This window comes from Flavobacterium pasteuri (assembly GCF_048286615.1).
Lineage (GTDB): Bacteria > Bacteroidota > Bacteroidia > Flavobacteriales > Flavobacteriaceae > Flavobacterium.
Genome location: NZ_JBLVPN010000005.1, coordinates 21,537 through 41,449, shown reverse-complemented (window position 1 = coordinate 41,449; position 19,913 = coordinate 21,537). Strand labels below are relative to the sequence as shown.

The 19,913-nt window shown below is 35.9% G+C and carries 15 protein-coding genes and 1 tRNA gene; 5 read left to right on the top strand and 11 right to left on the bottom strand.

Going from position 1 to position 19,913, the window contains the following annotated elements; translation table 11 throughout:
* Window positions 1–92: 92 nt before the first annotated feature.
* From ACNQF6_RS08775 to ACNQF6_RS08755, 5 genes are all read right to left on the bottom strand, one after another.
* A complete protein-coding gene (locus tag ACNQF6_RS08775; RefSeq protein WP_417965095.1) occupies window positions 93–2,300 on the bottom strand; it encodes a TonB-dependent receptor in 2,208 nt (735 codons plus the stop codon).
* 147 nt (window positions 2,301–2,447) lie between these two features.
* Window positions 2,448–2,828: a hypothetical protein gene (locus ACNQF6_RS08770; RefSeq protein ID WP_417965094.1), complete on the bottom strand. Its 381-nt coding sequence runs from the start codon at window positions 2,826–2,828 to the stop codon at window positions 2,448–2,450.
* A 72-nt stretch (window positions 2,829–2,900) separates the two neighbouring features.
* A complete protein-coding gene (locus tag ACNQF6_RS08765; protein ID WP_417965092.1) occupies window positions 2,901–3,890 on the bottom strand; it encodes an aspartate-semialdehyde dehydrogenase in 990 nt (329 codons plus the stop codon).
* A 378-nt stretch (window positions 3,891–4,268) separates the two neighbouring features.
* Window positions 4,269–4,685, bottom strand: a complete 417-nt coding sequence (mscL, locus tag ACNQF6_RS08760; RefSeq protein WP_417965090.1) for a large conductance mechanosensitive channel protein MscL — start codon at window positions 4,683–4,685, stop codon at window positions 4,269–4,271.
* Window positions 4,686–4,771: 86 nt separating this feature from the next.
* Window positions 4,772–7,213 (bottom strand): bifunctional UDP-N-acetylmuramoyl-tripeptide:D-alanyl-D-alanine ligase/alanine racemase, encoded by a 2,442-nt coding sequence (locus ACNQF6_RS08755; RefSeq protein WP_417965088.1) that lies wholly within the window; start codon window positions 7,211–7,213, stop codon window positions 4,772–4,774.
* Between the two features lie 377 nt (window positions 7,214–7,590).
* On the opposite strand from ACNQF6_RS08755, the gene ACNQF6_RS08750 reads away from it, so the two are divergent.
* A complete protein-coding gene (locus ACNQF6_RS08750; protein WP_417965086.1) occupies window positions 7,591–8,196 on the top strand; it encodes a hypothetical protein in 606 nt (201 codons plus the stop codon).
* Here ACNQF6_RS08750 and ACNQF6_RS08745 read toward each other — a convergent pair.
* Window positions 8,191–8,892 (bottom strand): porin family protein, encoded by a 702-nt coding sequence (locus tag ACNQF6_RS08745; protein ID WP_417965084.1) that lies wholly within the window; start codon window positions 8,890–8,892, stop codon window positions 8,191–8,193. The two genes, ACNQF6_RS08750 and ACNQF6_RS08745, sit on opposite strands and share 6 nt — an antisense overlap.
* Before the next feature lie 299 nt (window positions 8,893–9,191).
* On the opposite strand from ACNQF6_RS08745, the gene gnd reads away from it, so the two are divergent.
* The 3 genes from gnd (at window position 9,192) to ACNQF6_RS08730 (ending at window position 12,912) form a co-directional block, all read left to right on the top strand.
* A complete protein-coding gene (gnd, locus tag ACNQF6_RS08740) occupies window positions 9,192–10,091 on the top strand; it encodes a phosphogluconate dehydrogenase (NAD(+)-dependent, decarboxylating) (protein ID WP_282743079.1) in 900 nt (299 codons plus the stop codon).
* A gap of 62 nt (window positions 10,092–10,153) precedes the next feature.
* Window positions 10,154–11,473 carry a gluconate:H+ symporter gene (locus tag ACNQF6_RS08735; protein WP_417965082.1) on the top strand — a complete coding sequence of 440 codons (1,320 nt, stop codon included), beginning with the start codon at window positions 10,154–10,156 and terminating at the stop codon, window positions 11,471–11,473.
* 20 nt (window positions 11,474–11,493) lie between these two features.
* Window positions 11,494–12,912: a gluconokinase gene (locus ACNQF6_RS08730; RefSeq protein WP_417965080.1), complete on the top strand. Its 1,419-nt coding sequence runs from the start codon at window positions 11,494–11,496 to the stop codon at window positions 12,910–12,912.
* A 45-nt stretch (window positions 12,913–12,957) separates the two neighbouring features.
* Here the strand turns inward: ACNQF6_RS08730 and ACNQF6_RS08725 are convergent.
* From ACNQF6_RS08725 to ACNQF6_RS08710, 4 genes are all read right to left on the bottom strand, one after another.
* Window positions 12,958–13,044 (bottom strand) — tRNA-Ser (locus ACNQF6_RS08725).
* A 61-nt stretch (window positions 13,045–13,105) separates the two neighbouring features.
* Window positions 13,106–14,134 carry an asparaginase gene (locus ACNQF6_RS08720; protein WP_417965078.1) on the bottom strand — a complete coding sequence of 343 codons (1,029 nt, stop codon included), beginning with the start codon at window positions 14,132–14,134 and terminating at the stop codon, window positions 13,106–13,108.
* On the bottom strand, window positions 14,124–15,260 hold the full coding sequence (locus tag ACNQF6_RS08715; RefSeq protein ID WP_417965076.1) for a 1-acyl-sn-glycerol-3-phosphate acyltransferase: 1,137 nt from the start codon (window positions 15,258–15,260) through the stop codon (window positions 14,124–14,126). The genes ACNQF6_RS08720 and ACNQF6_RS08715 overlap by 11 nt, the downstream gene beginning before the upstream one ends.
* A 65-nt stretch (window positions 15,261–15,325) precedes the next feature.
* Entirely contained in the window at window positions 15,326–16,093 is a 768-nt protein-coding gene (locus tag ACNQF6_RS08710; RefSeq protein ID WP_417965486.1) for a TatD family hydrolase, read from the bottom strand.
* A 167-nt stretch (window positions 16,094–16,260) separates the two neighbouring features.
* Between ACNQF6_RS08710 and ACNQF6_RS08705 the strand changes: the two genes are divergently transcribed.
* Window positions 16,261–16,701 (top strand): retropepsin-like aspartic protease, encoded by a 441-nt coding sequence (locus ACNQF6_RS08705; RefSeq protein WP_417965074.1) that lies wholly within the window; start codon window positions 16,261–16,263, stop codon window positions 16,699–16,701.
* A gap of 59 nt (window positions 16,702–16,760) precedes the next feature.
* Here the strand turns inward: ACNQF6_RS08705 and ACNQF6_RS08700 are convergent, their stop codons facing one another.
* On the bottom strand, window positions 16,761–19,649 hold the full coding sequence (locus ACNQF6_RS08700; protein ID WP_417965072.1) for a T9SS type A sorting domain-containing protein: 2,889 nt from the start codon (window positions 19,647–19,649) through the stop codon (window positions 16,761–16,763).
* Window positions 19,650–19,913 lie beyond the last annotated feature (264 nt).

Here is a 19,913-nt window from a genome sequence, read left to right as displayed (position 1 = left end):
TAGTTAGTGTTCTAAAGTTGACCAAGTCTTAAATAAAACCAAAAAAAACGCTACTCTTTCGAATAGCGTTTTTTTTTGCTCAAGCAAATGAATTACAAATTAAAATTCACACCTAAAACGATGTTTCTTCCAATGTTTGGAATACCATCTGTTTTTAGACGGGAAAGATGCGCAATGTATCTTTTATCAAATAAATTATTCCCGTTGATATTGACGTCAAAAGCGGTTTTACCCAATTTTACAGTTCCGCCAAAACCTAAATTTACTAAGTTATACCCATTCGATGCTGTCTCAAATCCGCTTACATTTTTTTGATGGAACGTACTGGAAACATTCAAAGTTGCATAACCATCTTCCAGCCAGTTCTTGATTTTGAATTCGGTTCTAATGGTATTATTCCAATTGTTAGCCGGAATTAACGGCAAGTAATCACCATTTTGTTTTTCGCCGGTTACGGTTTCAAAACTGGTTTCAAAATGCAACCAATCCAATGGATGCGGGTGAAAATGCAGTCCAACTTCACCTCCGTATAATTTAGCGTTGTTCTGAATATAATCAAAAACAGCGTTTTCTGCAATGATTTCTCCAGATGGCGAGGTGTAGATATAATTGTTGATGTGATTGTAAAATCCGTTTATAAAAAACTCAAAATGACTATTCTTATATTCTAAATTCAAATCTGTTTGTACGTTTTGCTCCGTTTCTAAATCGCTGTTTCCTACTTCATAGCGATTCGTTCCTTCATGCACTCCATTTGAAGTTAACTCAGCAAGGTTTGGCGCTCTAAATCCCGAAGCAACATTCAAACGCAAGGTCAAATCATCGGCCAAATTGGTTTTGTAACCCAACGATGCATTAAAACTGTCGTATGATTTATCGATTGCTTCAAAGGAACCTTCTTCGCCTGCAATTCCTTGTGCATCCGTAGTAATATTTCTATTGTCGAAACGCAATCCGGCTTGTAACACATTGGAATTCCACTCATAATTAGCTGTTCCAAAAACACCAAAATCATTCGTAACCGCATCTGGAATTAAATATTCCTCTCCTGAATTTGTGTTGGTTTGGTGCATTCCCTGAACTCCAACGATGGTTTCTATTTTTCCCATTTTTGGCAAATGGTATTTTGCGTTGTAATTGAATGTCTTCAGTTTCATGTGTAAAACGGCCACATTGCTGTCTTCAAACTCACTTCGATCATTGGCAACATAACCTAAATCAAGATCCAATTTTGATTTTTCGAAAAAGAAAACATTGTTTAAACTCAATAAATGATTGAAAACGCCTTGTTTTGGAAATCCGGTTTTCTTACTCGTCGATTGGTCTGCTATGCCATCTTCCGGAATTCCTAAATCCAATTCATTGTAATTGTAACGCAATACACTTGAGAACTTGGCATTGCTGTAACCAATTCCTGTTTTGAAATCAGTTTCATTGTAACGAGTATTTGTCACTCGGTCACCATCGGCAATTTTATAATCAGAATGCGTGTTGTAACTTCCACGAGCCATGAATTTCCAGTTGTCTGTAGATGTTTTCAAACCCAAAGAAGAACTGCTTCCGGCGGTATTCGAGAAATATTTTTGACTGAAATTTGCTTTAAAAGTATTCGCATCGGCAAATTTTTCGGGGTTAAAATACAAAACACCACCCAACGCATCGGAACCGTACAACAAAGAAGCTGGTCCTTTAATCACCTCAACGCTTTCTATTCCTGAATCGTTCAATCCCAAACCGTGTTCGTCACCAAACTGTTGGTTTTCTATTCGAACGCCTTGCGAATATACTAAAACACGATTGCCACTCAAACCTCGAATCACTGGTTTCCCGATAGATGTTCCGGTAGAGACCTGAGAAACTCCGGGAATAGTGGCCAATCCTTCAATCAAAGTGGCCGTCCCTTTTCGTTGCAAATTTTTGATGCTTTCGTGCTCCACTTTCATCACATTTTGCGATTGAATTTTATTAAAAGCGGTTGAAACAATAACTTCGTCCATTTCGAAAATTGCTTCTTCTAGTATAATATCAAGTGTGTTTTCTTTTTGAAGACTGCTTATGGTTTTATTTTGGGTTGCAAATCCTACGAACGTAAAGCTGATTTTTAGGTTTCTATTGGGCAGATTTGAAAACGTATATTTTCCGTTTTCATCTGTTGTGGTTCCTTTATGCAGTTCTGATGCATATACCGAAACGCCTTTTATGGGTTGGTTTTTTAAATCAGTTACGGTTCCCGAAAGGGTATTTTGCGCTTGAAGCATCGCCGAAAACCCCAAAAATAGGGCTATGATAAATTTTTTCATTGAAAATGATTGTAGTATTCCTGCTGTCTGCTTTCTCCAAAGGAGAGGGAGCCGACGCTGGAATTATTTAGTAAATAAAAATTATTCCAACAAAATCAAATTAATGAAGTTGCATGGAAAATAAATTCAACACAAGCCGAAATAAGTTCAGCTTAGACTATTTACTGGTGGACCTCGGAGGGAATACAAACTGCCGGAAAACGAAATAACCGTTTCCGCTGTAGTAAAGAAATAAGGGATTTCTGCACTATTAGAGTACAATTGATAGGAGAAATCTTTTGGAGTAATATAACTGCCAAAAGCAAATTCACAAACATAGCAATGGTCTAATTTGTGGTGTTGGTGCGTTATCTCCGTACCAGTCACATTGTATTTATGGTGGCACTGCTTTTTGGAAAGTTGTTTTTCCAAATGCTCATAGGTATGAAATGACTGGAACAGCATTGAGAACAATACTGTAACAATCAGAGAAAGACTTACTATGAGTTTATTCTTTTTCATTCGAGCCAAAGGTAACAAAAACAGCAAAAAAGAAAACCATTTGTCTCACAAAATATATTTTTGCGAAACAAATGGTTTCATTTTAAAGTAAAAATTGATTTACACCAATTTGGCTGCAATCAAATATTCAGCAATTTGTATCGTGTTTGTTGCTGCTCCTTTTCTCAAGTTGTCCGCAACAATCCACATATTCAATGTGTTTTCCTGGCTTTCGTCACGACGAATTCTACCTACAAAAACGTCATCTTTTCCTTGTGCGTACATTGGCATTGGGTACGTGTAAGTATCGTTATTATCCTGAACCACTACGCCATCAGTATGATGCAAAATGTTTCTTACTTCGTTTACGTCAAAATCATTCGAGAATTCTACGTTTACCGCTTCACTGTGTCCGCCTACAATAGGCACACGAACCGCAGTTGCTGTAACAGCAATCGTATTGTCACTTAAGATTTTCTTGGTTTCACGAACCAATTTCATCTCTTCTTTAGTGTATCCATTTTCTTCAAAAGAATCACATTGAGGAATCGCATTTCTGTGGATTGGGTACTTATAAGCCATTTCACCTTGAACACCTGCGTATTCATTTTCTAATTGTTGCACTGCTTTCACACCTGTTCCAGTGATGGATTGGTAGGTAGAAACAATCACACGTTTGATGTTGTATTTTTTGTGCAAAGGAGCCAAAACCAATACCATTTGTATCGTAGAACAGTTAGGATTTGCAATGATTTTATCCGATGCAGTCAATTCAGATGCATTGATTTCCGGAACGATTAATTTTTTGGTCGGATCCATTCTCCAAGCTGATGAATTATCGATAACTGTTGTTCCTGCTGCCGCAAATTTTGGAGCCCACTCCAATGACGTATCGCCACCTGCAGAGAACAAAGCAATATCAGCTTTCATATCTACTGCCGTTTGCATGCCCACTACTTTATATTTTTTTCCCTTGTATTCAATTTCTTTACCTACTGATCGCTCAGAAGCAACCGGAATTAATTCTGTTACAGGGAAATTTCTTTCTGCCAAAACTTTCAACATTACCTCGCCAACCATTCCGGTAGCGCCTACTACTGCTATTCTCATCTGATATTTTTATTATTACTTCGTCCGTTCGCCTTTCAGGCTAGGGTGAATATTAAATTTAAAGTACAAAAGTAAGTAATATTGAAATCAAAACAAGGGGGTTAACAAAAAATAACAAAATGTTAAATTTATAACATTTCATTGTTTTGCCATTTGTCAATATATTTTAGTCCAATGTTTTTTTGTCACATCGAGTGCAGTCGAGATGCTGTACTGGTTCTCGACTGCGTTCGGAATGACAATTGGACTAATTTACAAACAGTAATGGTATTATCCAAAAATTCGCGAATTTGCAGTATGATTTTGTTAAATAAAACTGCAAAGAAAAACCGCCTCTATTACGATGCGGTTTAGTTAGAATATATAATGTAGCGGAAATTATTTTTTCAATAAATCTCTAATCTGAGTTAACAATTCTTCTTGAGTTGGTCCAGCTGGGGCAGGAGCAACAACTTCTTCTTTTTTCTTAGCTTTTTCAGCAGCTCTTAAAACCACAAAAATAAAGAAAGCAATAATAACGAAGTTAATAATAGCTTGCACTAAATTTCCATAAGTTATCACAGCAGCACCTGCAGCTTTAGCAGCCGCTAAATCAGCATAACTATTACCATCGAGTGTTACAAATTTTTGTGTAAAATCAATCCCACCAGTAAGTAATCCTACAACTGGCATAATTACATCATCCACTGCTGAACCCACTATTTTACCAAAAGCACCACCAATTACAACTGCTGTAGCTAAACTCAATACATCTCCTTTCATTAAAGACGCCTTAAAATCACCGAAAAATCCCATAATTTTTTTTTTAAATTGTTAAACATTAGAAACGAAAATAATAAAATTTTAACATACTTTTAATATTTAACATAAAAAACGAGGTTTTATCGATAAAATACCCGTTTTACACGCTGAGAAACACTGGTAAGAATTTCATAAGGAATTGTGTTGAGTTTTTGTGCCATATAACTTACCGTTGGGCTTTCGCCAAAAATAATTACCTGATCTCCTTCTGAACATTCTATGTCAGTAATATCAACCATCAACATGTCCATACAGATACTGCCAACAATGGATGCTTTTGATTTTCTAATCGTTACAAAACCTAAACCATTTCCCCAAGCTCTAGAAATACCATCAGCATATCCTATAGGAATTGTGGCAATTTTTGTGGGTTTCTCCGCAATGAATCGTCTGCCATAACCCACACTTTCGCCAGCCCTAATACTCCTAATTTGTGAAATAACTGATTTCAGCGTCCCCACATTTTCAAGCTGTTTTTGTTCTTCGGCATCATTTGAAACGCCGTAAAGGCCAATGCCCAAACGCGTCATGTCGTATTGTGAATCCGGATAATTACTAATTCCTGATGTATTTAAGATGTGTCGCAACGGTTTTATTTGCAATTCAGCCATCAATTTAGATGATAATTTTTCGAATAAATCTATTTGTGAATGTGCAAAATCCTTGAATTCTATGTCATCACTTGTGGCCATGTGGGACAAAACACTTTTTACTTTAACGGTTTGATTTCCTTTTAAAGTTGCTATCAAATCATCAATCGTATTGTCCTCAAAACCCAAACGGTGCATTCCTGTATCGAGTTTGATATGTATCGGAAATTGGTTTAAATTCTTTTGTTGTGCAATTTTAAGGAATGCATGAAGTCCTTTTAAACTATAAATTTCAGGTTCTAACTGATGTTGAATAATCGCCGGAAAACTGGTCGTTTCAGGATTTAAAACCATAATAGGCAAATGAATTCCTGCGCTTTTCAGCGAAATTCCCTCATCGGCGAAAGCCACTCCCAGATAATCTACTTTATGATGTTCCAGTAATTTGGCAATTTCAAAACCGCCATTTCCATATCCAAAAGCTTTCACCATCACCATAATCTTGACATTCGGTTTTAACTTTGATTTAAAGAAATTCAGGTTATAACTAATCGCATTCAAGTTGATTTCCAGAACAGTTTCATGTGTTTTTTCCTCTAATGCAGCAACAATTTCTTCAAATTGAAACGTTCTTGCTCCTTTGATTAAAATGGTTTCATTAGCAAAGTTCAAATCATCAAATTTTGATATAAACTCAGGTGTATTTCTATACGTTACACAATTGGCAAACTTCTTTTCGAATGCCGAAATGGTTTCTCCAATCCCTATAACGCGGTCAATTTTATTAGAAACAATCAACTGGGAAACTTTAGTATACAATTCGTCATTAGACAAACCACTTTGAAAAATATCCGAAAGAATAACCGTTTTCTTCTTGTATTGCTTTTGACTTTCAAGAAAATCCAACGCTATCTTCAACGACTGATAATCAGAACTGTAACTGTCATCTATAATACTGCAGTTGTTGATTCCGTTCTTGACTTGCAAACGCATTTCTACCGGATACAACAGTTCCATTCGATTTTGAATGGTTTTTTCATCGTATTTAAAATACAATAAAACCATCAAACAAGTAATGGCATTTTCTACCGAAGCTTCGTCTTGAAACGGAATTTTTATCTCAAAATGTTCTTGCCCGAATTCAATATTCAGAACTGTCGTGTCTAAAACACTTTTTTTGGAAACAAAAACAGATGCACTTTTATCATTGAAACTCCATGAAAACAGTTTGATTTCCGGCTTGACAACAATATCAATACTTTTATTTTTATAATAAATTAAAACCTCAGCGTGCTTAAAGAGTTTTAATTTTTCGGTTATTTTTTCTTCTGTACTTACAAAACCTTCATCGTGTGCAGTTCCAATATTTGTAAGGATTCCAATAGTAGGCTTGACAATCTCCTGTAATTTATCCATTTCAGAACGAGTGGAAATACCCGCTTCAAAAATCCCCAGATTGTGTTGCTCATTGATTGCAATTATTGACAACGGAACACCAATTTGTGAGTTGTAACTCTTTGGACTTCGAATAATGTTATAATCAGGACTCAATAAAAAATTAAGCCATTCCTTAACAATCGTTTTACCATTACTTCCGGTCAAACCAATAATAGGAAAATCAAAAAGACTGCGATAGTTTGCCGCAAATTGCTGTAAAGCGGTCAGTGTGTTTTCGACAACAAAGAAATTAGCTTTACCTTCACATTCTTCAGGTATATGGGTAACTACAAAATTATGAACGCCAGTTGCAATTAAATCTTTGATGTACTGATGCGCGTCATTATTGGCTCCGACCAAGGCAAAAAACAAAGTCTGCGGTCCGTTTTGCAAAGAACGACTGTCTATAGCAATAGCATCAATCAGCAAATTAGCGTTGTTACCAATGAATCTAGCAGGGACATTTTGAATACTTTTTAGGATTTTCTGGCTCATGGAATTAGAAAGAGATTGAAGTAGATTTCTGGTTTAGAAATTATTCTTTAATAGTTCGCTATTTGTAAAACTTCCTCAAAAATAACACTTCTTTTCAAAACGATGACTTAGACACACTATAATTATACCCAATTCCGTTTATTTAAGAAAAATGGCTTATAGGCTTTTTGTGGAAAATTAAAAAAAAAATCAAACCATTAAGAAATTAAGTTTCATTAAGCATCACCTCTTAACTAAACTTAATTTCTTAATGATTTAACTATAAAATAGAATATGTTTCACAAAACATCCAGGTTGAACAAAAAAGAAACAATAGCATTAGCTTTACTAATTTTGACAGATTACTTATATTTGTTTTTAGATAAAAATCAGACGTTTTGAAAAAAATCCTACCATTGTTTTCCTATGTTTTCCATCCGATATTCATACCGGCAATGGCCACAATGTTTTACCTTTCCTTTAACGGCGCTGAATTTGTAAATCAAGAACAACTATTTGTTTTTTTTCAGGTTCTGGTTGTAACTGTAATTTTACCTTCTTTGGTATTTTTATTATTACGCACGGCAGGAAACATAGATTCCATAATGCTTGCCGAAGTATCACAACGTAAAATTCCATTAATACTTCACTGTTTTTTACTTATTTTATTGGTAAAAAAAAGTATCACTATAGACCGATATCCTGAGTTGCATTTTTTTCTTTTAGGCGCGCTTTTGAGTACTATATTAGCGCTTATTCTTTTGTTTGCCAATATAAAAGCGAGCCTTCACATGATAGCGATCAGCTCCTTAACCGTTTTTATAATTGGATTGAGCTTACACCTACAAATTCAGATTACATTTACTATTGCAACATTGATTCTCCTAAATGGTTTTGTAGCTTCCTCCCGATTAGAAATGAAAGCACACACCAATAAAGAATTGGTTATAGGTTTTATGCTGGGAGCAATTCCTCAGTTGCTTTTGTTAGTGCTGTGGTTATAAAATATAGAATATAATTCCAATATTCACTGATTTCATAGCAACCGATTCGTCATTGACTTTAGCCGATTTAAACAGCGAATTCAAACCGTAATAAGCATATAAATTGATCGTATTGTAACCCGATGAAATATAAGCGCCATACTGAAATTTATTGAAATCTTGATTTCCTGTAACTATTACTTTTCCATCAGCACTATTGAAAATAGATCTGTCATAAAGTAAATAACTCAGCTTAAATCCTCCATAAATCCTCCAAAATTTATGACTTTCATAAGTAGAAGTTCTCCATCTAAACTCAAGAGGAACATCAACTGAAAGCAGTGAGAATTTGTTTTTATCATACGCAATATCTGAATCGATAATAGTATATAGCGGCGTTCCTGCAGGTGAAGAAATGGCTAGATTCTGATTGTAATTATTATACGAAAAACCAATACCGGAAGCAAAGGCAACCGTTCGTTTTTTATTAATGGGCATATCTCTCAAAAAACCTGCTGACAGCCCCGAAGAAAACTTACTTTGTGTCACCCCGGACGGCTTATTCATCAAGGTATTATACGTTATCGCAAAATAAAACTGATCCTCTCTATACAAGGAATCAACCTTTATTTCCGGAGCATTTTCAGTTGTTGCATTTTCTTGTGAAAAAACATTCAAAACCGATAAAAGAAGAAAACAACTAAGAAAAATTCGCATATTGTTTTGGGTTTAAATTGCTCAATGGTTGTTTAAAACACTTTTCAGATTTCAATTCTCATTATAACGTTACAAATATACCATTTTGATAGTTTTCTTATAGATTATGACAACAAATAAAACTTTCATAAAAATGAGTCGATACAAAACCTCAAAAAAATAATTAACATATTGAATCCAACAAGTTTAATATTTTTCGAATAAATTGCTTGTTAAAAAATTAAAACCAATATTTTTACTTTAAAAATTTTAACGATTACTCAAAAACGTCTTCAAATCAGACTTAAAAAAATACAACCATGCAAATTGGAATTATAGGATTAGGAAAAATGGGCTTCAACCTTGCCCTTAATCTACAGCGAAATGGTTACGACGTAGTAGCCCAAGATGTCAATACTGACTTCGTAGAGAAAATCGGTCAGGAAGGAATTACAACGGCACATTCTGTTAAAGAATTGTGTCAAAAATTAAACAATCGAAAAGTGATTTGGTTAATGGTTCCTGCAGGAGAAATTGTAGATGGAGTAATCACTTCATTGCTTCCTTTTTTAGAAAAAAACGACATTATCATTGACGGCGGAAACTCTAACTATAAAGATTCCAAGCGCCGTTATTCGCAACTCAAGGAACTTGGTATTGACTTTTTAGACTGTGGAACTTCAGGCGGAACTTCGGGAGCGTTGAATGGTGCTTGTACAATGATAGGCGGAGAACCAGCCGTATTTGAATATGTAGCACAAGTTTTCAAGGATATTTCTGTCGAAAACGGACATCTTTATACTGGTGCAGCAGGAAGCGGACATTTCACGAAAATGGTTCATAACGGAATCGAATACGGAATGATGCAATCTATTGCCGAAGGTTTCGAAGTTTTTGAGCATTCTGAATTTGACATAGATTTTGAAAAAACAGCCAAACTGTTCAATCACGGGTCCGTTGTGCGCAGTTGGTTAATGGAACTCACCGAAAATGCCTTTTCAAAAGATCCAAAATTAGACAGTATCAAAGGAATCATGCACTCGTCAGGTGAAGGAAAATGGACACTGGAAACCGCTTTAGATCTAGGTGTTCCTACCCCGGTTATTGCATTATCGATAATGATGCGCTACCGTTCCCAGATGCAAGATACGTTCTCCGGAAAAGTGGTAGCGGCACTTCGCAATGAATTTGGCGGTCACGCTGTCGAAAAAAACGAATAGCAACTTACCCAATACCCGCAAACCAATTCGAAGCTAATTTTTAATTTTTCAAATTCAAGTACATGTCAATATTGATCTTAATTGCAAGTATCCTTTTATTACTTGTCTTGATATCCGCAGTAAAACTAAACGCGTTCATCTCCTTAATTATCGCTTCTTTCTTTGTGGGAATTGCCAAAGGCATGCTGTTTCCTACTATCCTAAATTCCCTCCAGCAAGGAATTGGCAGTACACTAGGTTCTTTAATTTTGATTATTGCACTTGGAGTTATACTGGGAAATATCCTTTCAGATAGTGGTGCGGCACAACGAATAAGTTCAGTGATGATTCGATCTTTTGGAGTGAAACACATCAAATGGGCGATGCTACTTACGGGTTTTGCTGTAGGAATTTCGATGTTTTACAATGCCGGTTTTGTGATTTTGATTCCAATGGTTTTCGCTGTCGCAAAAAGTACGAAGCAGCCTATAATCTATCTCGGAATTGCCATGGCATCTGCACTTTCGGTAACTCACGGTTTTTTGCCACCACATCCCGGACCTACAGCCATTGCGGTAATTTTCAAGGCTGATATTGGCAAAACGCTTCTGTTCGGATTGATAATTGCCATTCCTACTTTATTGATTGCGGGAATTGTTTTTCCAGAATTCATTAAGAAGATAGTCGCTAATCCACCCAAAGGACTATTCGAAAGTAAAACATTCGCTGAAAACGAAATGCCTTCTTTCATGATCAGTTTTATAACAGCTCTAATTCCTGTTATCTTAATGGCTATGGCAACAATAAGCGAGTTGACCTTACCGGAAACATCTTCTATACGTCAGATTCTTGGATTTATTGGAAGTCCAACCACTTCTATGCTTCTTGCGGTATTGTTTGCCATTGTTTTTTTAGGCATCAATCGCGGTCGAAAGATGCAGGACATCATGGATAAATCTAGTTCGGCACTGAGTTCCGCCACGATGATTATTATGATTATTGCGGCTGGAGGCGCTTTCAAACAAGTATTGATTGACAGTGGTATTGGTACTGATTTAGCTGTTTTTTTCGAAACCTCAACACTTTCTCCGTTAGTATTGGGCTGGCTTGTGGCTACAATTATCAGGATAGCTTTAGGCTCAGCAACTGTAGCAGGATTAACTGCGGCAGGGATTGTACAGCCTTTAGTGGTAAGCTCAGGAATAAGTCCAGAATTGATGGTTTTATCAATTGGAGCCGGAAGTTTAATGTGCTCTCACGTAAATGATACGGGATTCTGGATGTTTAAAGAGTATTTCGGAATCAGTATTTCGGATACTTTTAAAACATGGACCGTTATGGAAACTATCATTGGAGTGATGGGATTGATTGGCGTACTATTGCTTAATTTACTAGTCGCGTAATCCAAATTAAACTAAAGAAAATGGAGCAATTTTACATCGGAATAGACATTGGCACCACAGCAACAAAAGCCGTGTGTTTTGACAGAACCGGGAAAGTGATTCTAGAATGTAGTCAATCCTATTCTATGTACCATCCGAAAGCCGATTGGAGCATTCAAAAACCCGATGAAATTCTAGTGGCTGTTTTAGGATGCATCCAAGAAATAACAAAAGGGATTCAGCCTCAGTTCATCAGTTTTAGTTCGGCTATGCAAAGTATAATAGCAATAGACAGTAATGGAAAACCGCTAACCGATGCCATTATTTGGGCCGACAATAGAGCGCATGCATTAGCCGAAGCATTAAAAAAATCCGAACAAGGAAAAAATTTCTATCAAAAAACAGGAATTCCCATTCATACCTTTTCACCCATGACCAAAATTGCTTGGTTAAAGGAGCACGATGCGCCCAATTTTTCTAAAACGTATAAATTCATTAGTATCAAAGAATACATTTGGCATCATCTTACTGGCGAATATGTAATTGATTCATCGATGGCATCAGGTACAGGTTTAATGAACATTCATACCCTACAATGGGAATCGGATATTTTAGATTATTTGAAAATAGCAGCATCCCAGCTTTCCACCATTGTTAGTCCAACCCACAAAGCCAAAGGACTATCCGATGGTTTTCAGTATATTTTAGGAGGCGGTGACGGTGTATTGGCAAATTTAGGAACCGGAGCTATGGAAGCCGGCCGAATGGCGTTATCCATTGGGACCAGCGGCGCAGTTCGTTTACCTGCTGACAAACCTTTTATTGACCCGGAAATGCGAACGCAATGTTACCATTTGATGGACAATCAGTATTTGAAACTGGGAGCTGTCAATAATGGCGCAATTGTTTTGCAATGGCTCAAAGAATCCATCTTAAAAACAGATGAATCTTTCGAAGAATTGTTCAAACAAGCTGAAACTATTCCTGCTGGATCCGAAGGTTTACTTTTTGTTCCCTATTTATTAGGTGAAAGAGCTCCTATTTGGGATGCATCTGCTCAAGGAACACTTTTAGGAATCCGAATTATCCATACCAAAGCGCATTTGATTAAAGCAACACTGGAAGGCATCTTATTTGGACTATTGAGCATTACCGAAATCTTACTTCCAAATCCCGAAGAAAGATACAAAATTACCATAATGGCGAGTGGCGGTTTTGGAAAAAGTGAACTTTGGTTGCAAATGGTCGCTGATATTTTTCAAATGAAAGTAATCGTTGCTGAAACAATCGAAGCTTCTGCTTGGGGAGCTGTTTTGATTGGTTTTAAAGCTACTGATATTGCCGTTCCAACTGAAAATAAAGTTGGAAAAACTTTTTTACCAAATAAAGATTTCAAAGAAATCTACGAACAAAGCTTTGAGAAATTCAAAAAGGTGTATTCCTTGTTGAAAGATATTTAAAAACAAAAAATGCTCCCCTTTCAGGAAGCATTAGTTTTTTTTTTGCAGAGAGGATGGGATTCGAACCCACGATGCAGTTACCCACATACTAGCTTTCCAGGCTAGCTCCTTCAACCACTCGGACACCTCTCTATTTTATTTGAGGTTGCAAATAACAATAAAAAAAATGAGTTAGAAAAGTAAAATCTAACTATTATGCTATTTCTCCTCGCAAAGCAGTTTCAAAAATAGTTTTAAAGTCTTTTTGAGCTATTTCTTGACCTAACAAATACATTAATTTGGTTATAGCAGCTTCAGTTGTGATGTCTTTTCCTGAAATTACACCTATATTTTTCATCCCTGTACTGGTTTCATACTGCCCCATACTCACGCTCCCTCCGGAACATTGTGTAACATTGATAATGTGCAAACCCCTCGCAATTGCTTTTTTTAATAAGTTCAAAAACCAATCTTCAGTAGGTGCATTTCCCGCTCCGTACGTTTCTAAAACAATTCCTTTAAGATCTGAAATATCTAAAATAGCTGCCAAAACTGCTTCGCTGATACCAGGAAACATTTTTATGATAGCCACTTTATTGTCCAATTCTTTATGAACCTTGAATTCTTTATTTTGGCTTTTAGCCAAGAACAATTCCGGATTCAATTTTAAATGCACTCCTGACTCTACCAATTCAGGATAATTTGGAGACGTAAATGCTTTGAAATGTTCCGCATTAATCTTTGTGGTTCTATTGCCTCGGTATAACTTGTATTCAAAATAAAGACACACTTCACTGATAACAGGTTCGTCATTGTTTCGCAAAGAGGCAATTTGAATGGCGGTAATCAGATTTTCTTTTGCATCGGTACGTAAATCTCCAATAGGTAATTGTGAGCCTGTGAAAATAACGGGTTTCGATAAATTTTCTAGCATAAAACTCAATGCCGATGCCGAATAAGACATGGTATCTGATCCATGAAGCACCACAAATCCATCAAATGAAGCATAGTTCTCTTCGATAATCGTCGCGATTTTAGCCCATTCTTCAGGATTCATATTGGACGAATCAATTGGGTTTTCGAAAGAAATGGTTTCTATTTCACAATCCAATTGTTTCAACTCTGGAATGCGCTGCAACAATTTACTAAAATTGAATGCCTTGAGCGCTCCAGTTTCAAAATCTTTTCTCATACCAATGGTTCCACCAGTATAAATTAAAAGTATTTTAGCTTTAGATAACATCGTGATATTTTGATTTATTCATAACCGGATTAGCATACATTGCCAAAAATCCTTGTAATGCAATTGGATTTTCCTCATCGATACGCATTTCTAGTCTGCGTTCGAAAAGTGATTTTTCATTTTCTGTATAAAGATGTGAATGGGTGTCAATCTTGTTTACAATATCGTACGCAATAAAATTCGTTGGCCATAACTTATAATTACTCAATATTGCATCATCAATTACTTGTGCCAAGGCTACTATTTGCTTATTAGAATTATCGTTTTCAGCCTGAACGGCATCTATTTCAGTGTCTAAAACTTTACCTATATGGATGTGAATTCTTTTTTTCTGACCCAAAGCTCCACTAAGAATGGTCATAAAATCTTCGTTTTTTTCTTTAACATAGATTTCATTATTGGCTTCAGCCATCAGTTGAGGCATTTTTAAAGCATCCGTTGGATCGTATTCATACGAAATAGAAACCGGTACGATTTTGATTTTCTTGAAATAATCCATCAAGTTCTTTTCATCAGAAGCCATTCCCAGCATTTTCAAAACACCTGGATTAGTGGCATCATTACCGTCTTTCGTTCTTCCTTCGCGTTGTGCTATCCAAACAGAACGGTTTTCATGCTGCAATAAATTTCCAATATATTCGGACAATAGCTTTGAACTTTGCAGCATTTCTCTTGGCGTCAAGCCACGTTGTACCAAAAAATTACGATTCAGTTTTGCTAATGTCTTCAGGAACGATTTTTTGACTAAATTATCTCCAATAGCTGATGCAGTCATCACTAAACCGTGTTCAAACAAGGCCGAATTTAATAAAGTGGTATCCAAAAGTATATCTCGATGATTCGAAATAAACAAATACGAAGTATTAGGTTCTAAATTTTCAAAACCAGATGTAGTCAAACCTTCCGAGCTTTTTTCTAGTATTTTTTGAACCGATTGATAAATAAAATTACATTGAAAGTCGCGAATGGAATGCGTTTTTTTGAGTTGTTCTTTCCAAACTTCGTCTGCAACATCCGGAAAAGTAAAATTCATTAATGCCTTCATCATTGGATGATGGATGACATCTTGAAGTGCCTCGTTTATTTCGGAATCATAAAAAGGCCGAATAGCGTCAAATTTCTGCATTTAGGTTCTCAATTTTTGTGTGGACAAATGAACAAAAAAAATATCAAAATAAGGTAAATTCTACTTTAAATCCCAAAAATAGCTTTAGAATTCTCCGTTGTTATTGCCGCAATATCATTTGCCGAAAGGCCATAAATTTGCGCTAACTTATCTACAACATTAACAATATAACTACTTTCGTTTCTTTTTCCTCTATAAGGAATCGGTGCTAAATATGGGGAATCCGTTTCTAAAACAATGTGTTTCAAATCTATCTGATTCAAAAACTGGTCGATTTTTCCGTTTTTGAAAGTCACAACTCCGCCTATTCCTAATTTCATATTGTACGAAATCGCCTGTAATGCCTGCTCATAAGTTCCTGAAAAACAATGAAAAATCCCGAATAAATCATCTGATTTTTCTGCTTCCAGAATTTCAAAAATTTCATCAAAAGCTTCACGACAATGAATCACAATAGGCAATTTATATTGTTTTGCCAATTGGATTTGCCTTTTGAAAGCGATTTGTTGCTGAGGCAAATGGGTTTTATCCCAATACAAATCAATCCCAATTTCGCCCACTGCGTAGAATTTTCTTTTCGCCAATTCGTTTTCCACATGTTGCAATTCTTCCAGATAATTGTCTTTTACATACGTTGGGTGTAACCCCATCATTAAGAAAATAGTATTGGGATGATTTTTCTCCAATTCATACATCGATTCGGTGCAGGTAGAATCGATTGCGGGAATAAAAAAACGCGAAACACCGGCGTCAATAGCGCGTTGAATCATTTCGTTTCGGTCTTGATCAAATTCCTCTGAATATAAATGGGTATGTGTATCAGTGATTGTTATAGGTGCTTCCAAGTGTAAAGTTTAAGAGTACAAAATTACAAGAATAAAAGTTGTTGAAAAAATGGTTTTAAAAAGATTCGCATAGAAAAATAGATTCGTACAATTCCTTCACTAACTCCATGTATCTTTGTAAAACAGAAATAAATCACTGAAATAAATTCAGCATAATGAAGAACCTACACGATATTCTTAAAAAAGAAAATTACAGAAAAGTAAAATTTAAGATAACTAAAACACAGCATCTTTTGATAAAAGCAAAAATCAATGGTGTGATAGGGAATTTCATTCTGGATACAGGAGCTTCAAATAGCTGCGTAGGATTTGAGAGTATTGATTTGTTTTCATTAGAGGCAAAAAAATCCAAAACAAAAGCTTCAGGTGCTGGAGCCAGCGGAATGTTTACCCAACTATCTTTAAAAAATCAATTGCAACTTGGTTCTTGGAAAGACATCGCATTTGATATCGTTATTTTTGATTTATCTCATGTAAATGAAGCGCTAACACAACACAAGGCCAAACCGGTTCATGGCATTATAGGGGCTGATATTTTAATGAAAGGGAAAGCGATTGTGGATTATTACAACCATTATTTGTATTTGTTGAAATAAAAGAAAAGAGCGTATCGAAAATCAATACGCTCTATTTCCTACTACAAACCTCAACAAATTTATTCTTTAATCATTTTAGTAGTGGTCATTTTTCCATCTACAGCTGTTTTTATTATATAAACTCCTTTTGAAAGTTGACTTGTTTGGATGGTTGTAGAATTACTTTTTGGGCTTTTTACTAAAACCTCCTGACCTAAAACGTTATAAACACTTACTTTATCTATTGTACTATTAGCCTCAATTGTAAAATAATTAGTAACCGGGTTTGGATACATCATCACTTTTGAAATTTCAAAATTAGCAACACTTAAGTTAGAAACTGTTTTACTGAAATAAACATTATCAATATACACTGTCCCTACTGGTGCTCCAGATAAGACTAATTGAGCAATATGTCCTTTGGTGGTTAACCCCGTAAACTCTGACAAAGGAATGTCGTAACTATTCCATCCTGACAATGTTGGCGTACGAGTAACTTCAAACTCTACATCATCGCCCCCTTGATACACTCCGTTTGCACCAAAATCCACTAATTTAACTCGGAAAGCTGTTAAATTTGGCGTCCAAACATCGATATGAAAATACAACATCTGTGTCGCGTCTATTGTTCCAGTAACATCTACACCAAAATAATTCAAATTTGTATATTTTTTAGTATCATTTCCCGCAATTTGCATGTCTGTCAAAGCACTTCCTGATGACCAATCCGTTCTCCACGTCGTAACAGGAATATTTGTATACGCATTACTGAACATAGAAATCACATTAGATGCGGAAACTGTAGGGGTTGGCGCAGCAATAGTTGGCTCTGTTGGCGCAACAACAACTGTTGATTTATAAAAATAAAAGTTATCCAGGTAAACCGTTGTTCCAGTAGGGACAGATGACAAACTCATTTGAAAAACGGTAGCGAGGTTTATTCCAGGAAAATTAGCAGCATTTAAAACCATATCAAAACTATTCCATCCTGCTGCAATTGTTAATGTCACTCCAGATTCTACTGGACCAGGGTTTATTAAATTAATCTTAACAGAAGTTGCGCTTGAAGACCATAAATCTACGTGCATCGTTGTCATATCAGAAAGATCAAAAACTTCCGTACCTGGCAAGGTAACCCCTTGATAGTTGAAATTTGTTAATTTTCTTGTGTTATTTCCCCCAATAGGTTCATCGGTTACATCCGTAGACTGACCCCAACATTTACACCAGTCACCTGCTTTATAAATAGCATAAGCATCGCTAAAAATAGATTTTACATCTGTAACAACTCGCGTCGGAGGTGTTGGTGCGGCTACTGTTGGTGAAGTTGCAGCAACTGGAGCAGTTATTTTTGCAGAAAATGTTATATTATCAACGTAACATACATGATCAGCCGTTCTTGTGGTTCCTTCTGGAATAAAATCAGGAAAAACAATAATTTGATCAATTCCTGTAGAAACTCCTTCACCTATTTTTCCGGCAAAGTTAAAAGTCAATTCTTCCCATTCATTAATTTTAGTATTGGTAACTGTAATTTCTCCGCTAGAACCGCCATCAGGGCGTGCCAACTTAATACCTACTTTACTGATTACATCTTTGTACACCATCATTTTAATCGTACTGTTAGTTTCATTCAACGTAAATGTTCCAATACCATTTGTACCAGAAGCATGAGCCGTTTCAAAACCAGTATACCACGCGCCTGCAACCAGTGCTGTAAACTTAGCCGCTGTGTTTGAAGTGTTCATTCCTGTTTTATTAGGATTTACTGCTAACAAAGAAGCTGTTGAACCTCCCGATGGATTATCAAAAGAAGTTAAAGTCCAAGTAGACCCATATTCACCAGTTTCAAAAGTTACGGGTGCATAAGGCGCAGCAGCGGGTGGAGCTATTATTACGACCTTATTAAAATATACATTGTCTATAAAAATTGTTCCTGCTGAACCTGAAAATACGAATTGTGCGATATTCGATTTTGTTGTCAAACCTGTAAATTCTGATAATGGAATCTCTAAACTGTTCCATCCACTTAATGTTAAGGTGCGGGTGATTTCAAACTCTTTATCGTCACCTCCTTGGTAAGCTCCATCAGCTCCAAAATCGACAATTTTAATTTTAAAAGTGGTCACATCCGGACTCCAAACATCAATATGAAAGTTAAGCATAGATGAAGCATTAATTTTATTAGCTTCAGTGATTACACCAAAATAACTTAAATCCGTATATTTTTTAGTGTCATTTCCAGCGACTTGAATATCAGACAAAACATTCCCTGATTGTCCCCAATCTGCTCTCCAATTATCTACAGTAACATTTGTATAAGCATTGCTGAATAACGAAATAACATCTGTGGATGCTACAGTCGGTGTTAGCGCAGCAACAGTTGGTACAGTTGCAGCTGGTTTTGCTGAAAAAGTTACATTATCAAAATAATTAGTCGTTTCCGCAGTTCTAGCATTGAAATCTAAAAAGAATATGATTTGATCTATATTGATGGTTTCAAACAATCCTATTTTTCCTGAAAAATCAAAAGTTAGTTCTTCCCATTCATTGATTTTAGTGTTCGCAACTTTAATTTCTTGCTGTGCGCCACCATTACCTATTGCAAATTTGATACCTACATCACTAATAACTGATTTGTAAACCATTATTTTGACAATGCTGTTAGATGCACTCAAGGTAAAGGTTCCAATACCATTGAGTCCCGAAGCATGGGCTGTTTCAAATCCAGCATAAGGAGCAGCTCCAGAAGTTGTACTGCCAGCTATAAATTTACCAACCGTTGCTGAGGTATTTATTCCTCCTGGGAATGGATTAGAAACTCTGGAATAACCGGCTCCAGTTCCATTTTCAAAAGTTGCAAATGACCATGTCGAACCGAATTGTCCGTTCTCAAAGGTGACTGGTGCATTTTGTGAGTATCCAATTGAAAAAAGCAAAAGGAACATGATTAAAGTAAAGTTCTTCATAATATTGAGTTATAAGTTGTTCTCAAATTTATGAATGTATTGTGTTGTGATTTAAAATGATACCTATCTAAAAACTATACAGCACTACAAAGAAATTTTACAGATAGGAACTGCCGGAAATCCTACTAATACAAGGACTTAACTTTATTTTATGAGACATAAAAAAAGATGCACAACAACATCTAAATCCATAATGTTGTGGTAATGTTATGGTTAATTCCCAAAACATTACGTCTATTTTTAAATAAAATATAATTAATTATG

Excerpts from the sequence above, each read along its gene's own strand:
- ACNQF6_RS08715 (WP_417965076.1), bottom strand. The coding sequence starts at position 15,260 with ATGCAGAAATTTGACGCTATTCGGCCTTTTTATGATTCCGAAATAAAC.
- gnd (WP_282743079.1), top strand. The coding sequence starts at position 9,192 with ATGCAAATTGGAATTATAGGATTAGGAAAAATGGGCTTCAACCTTGCC.
- ACNQF6_RS08720 (WP_417965078.1), bottom strand. The coding sequence starts at position 14,134 with ATGTTATCTAAAGCTAAAATACTTTTAATTTATACTGGTGGAACCATT.
- ACNQF6_RS08730 (WP_417965080.1), top strand. The coding sequence starts at position 11,494 with ATGGAGCAATTTTACATCGGAATAGACATTGGCACCACAGCAACAAAA.
- ACNQF6_RS08775 (WP_417965095.1), bottom strand. The coding sequence starts at position 2,300 with ATGAAAAAATTTATCATAGCCCTATTTTTGGGGTTTTCGGCGATGCTT.
- ACNQF6_RS08765 (WP_417965092.1), bottom strand. The coding sequence starts at position 3,890 with ATGAGAATAGCAGTAGTAGGCGCTACCGGAATGGTTGGCGAGGTAATG.
- ACNQF6_RS08735 (WP_417965082.1), top strand. The coding sequence starts at position 10,154 with ATGTCAATATTGATCTTAATTGCAAGTATCCTTTTATTACTTGTCTTG.
- mscL (WP_417965090.1), bottom strand. The coding sequence starts at position 4,685 with ATGGGATTTTTCGGTGATTTTAAGGCGTCTTTAATGAAAGGAGATGTA.
- ACNQF6_RS08700 (WP_417965072.1), bottom strand. The coding sequence starts at position 19,649 with ATGAAGAACTTTACTTTAATCATGTTCCTTTTGCTTTTTTCAATTGGA.
- ACNQF6_RS08755 (WP_417965088.1), bottom strand. The coding sequence starts at position 7,213 with ATGAGCCAGAAAATCCTAAAAAGTATTCAAAATGTCCCTGCTAGATTC.
- ACNQF6_RS08705 (WP_417965074.1), top strand. The coding sequence starts at position 16,261 with ATGAAGAACCTACACGATATTCTTAAAAAAGAAAATTACAGAAAAGTA.
- ACNQF6_RS08745 (WP_417965084.1), bottom strand. The coding sequence starts at position 8,892 with ATGCGAATTTTTCTTAGTTGTTTTCTTCTTTTATCGGTTTTGAATGTT.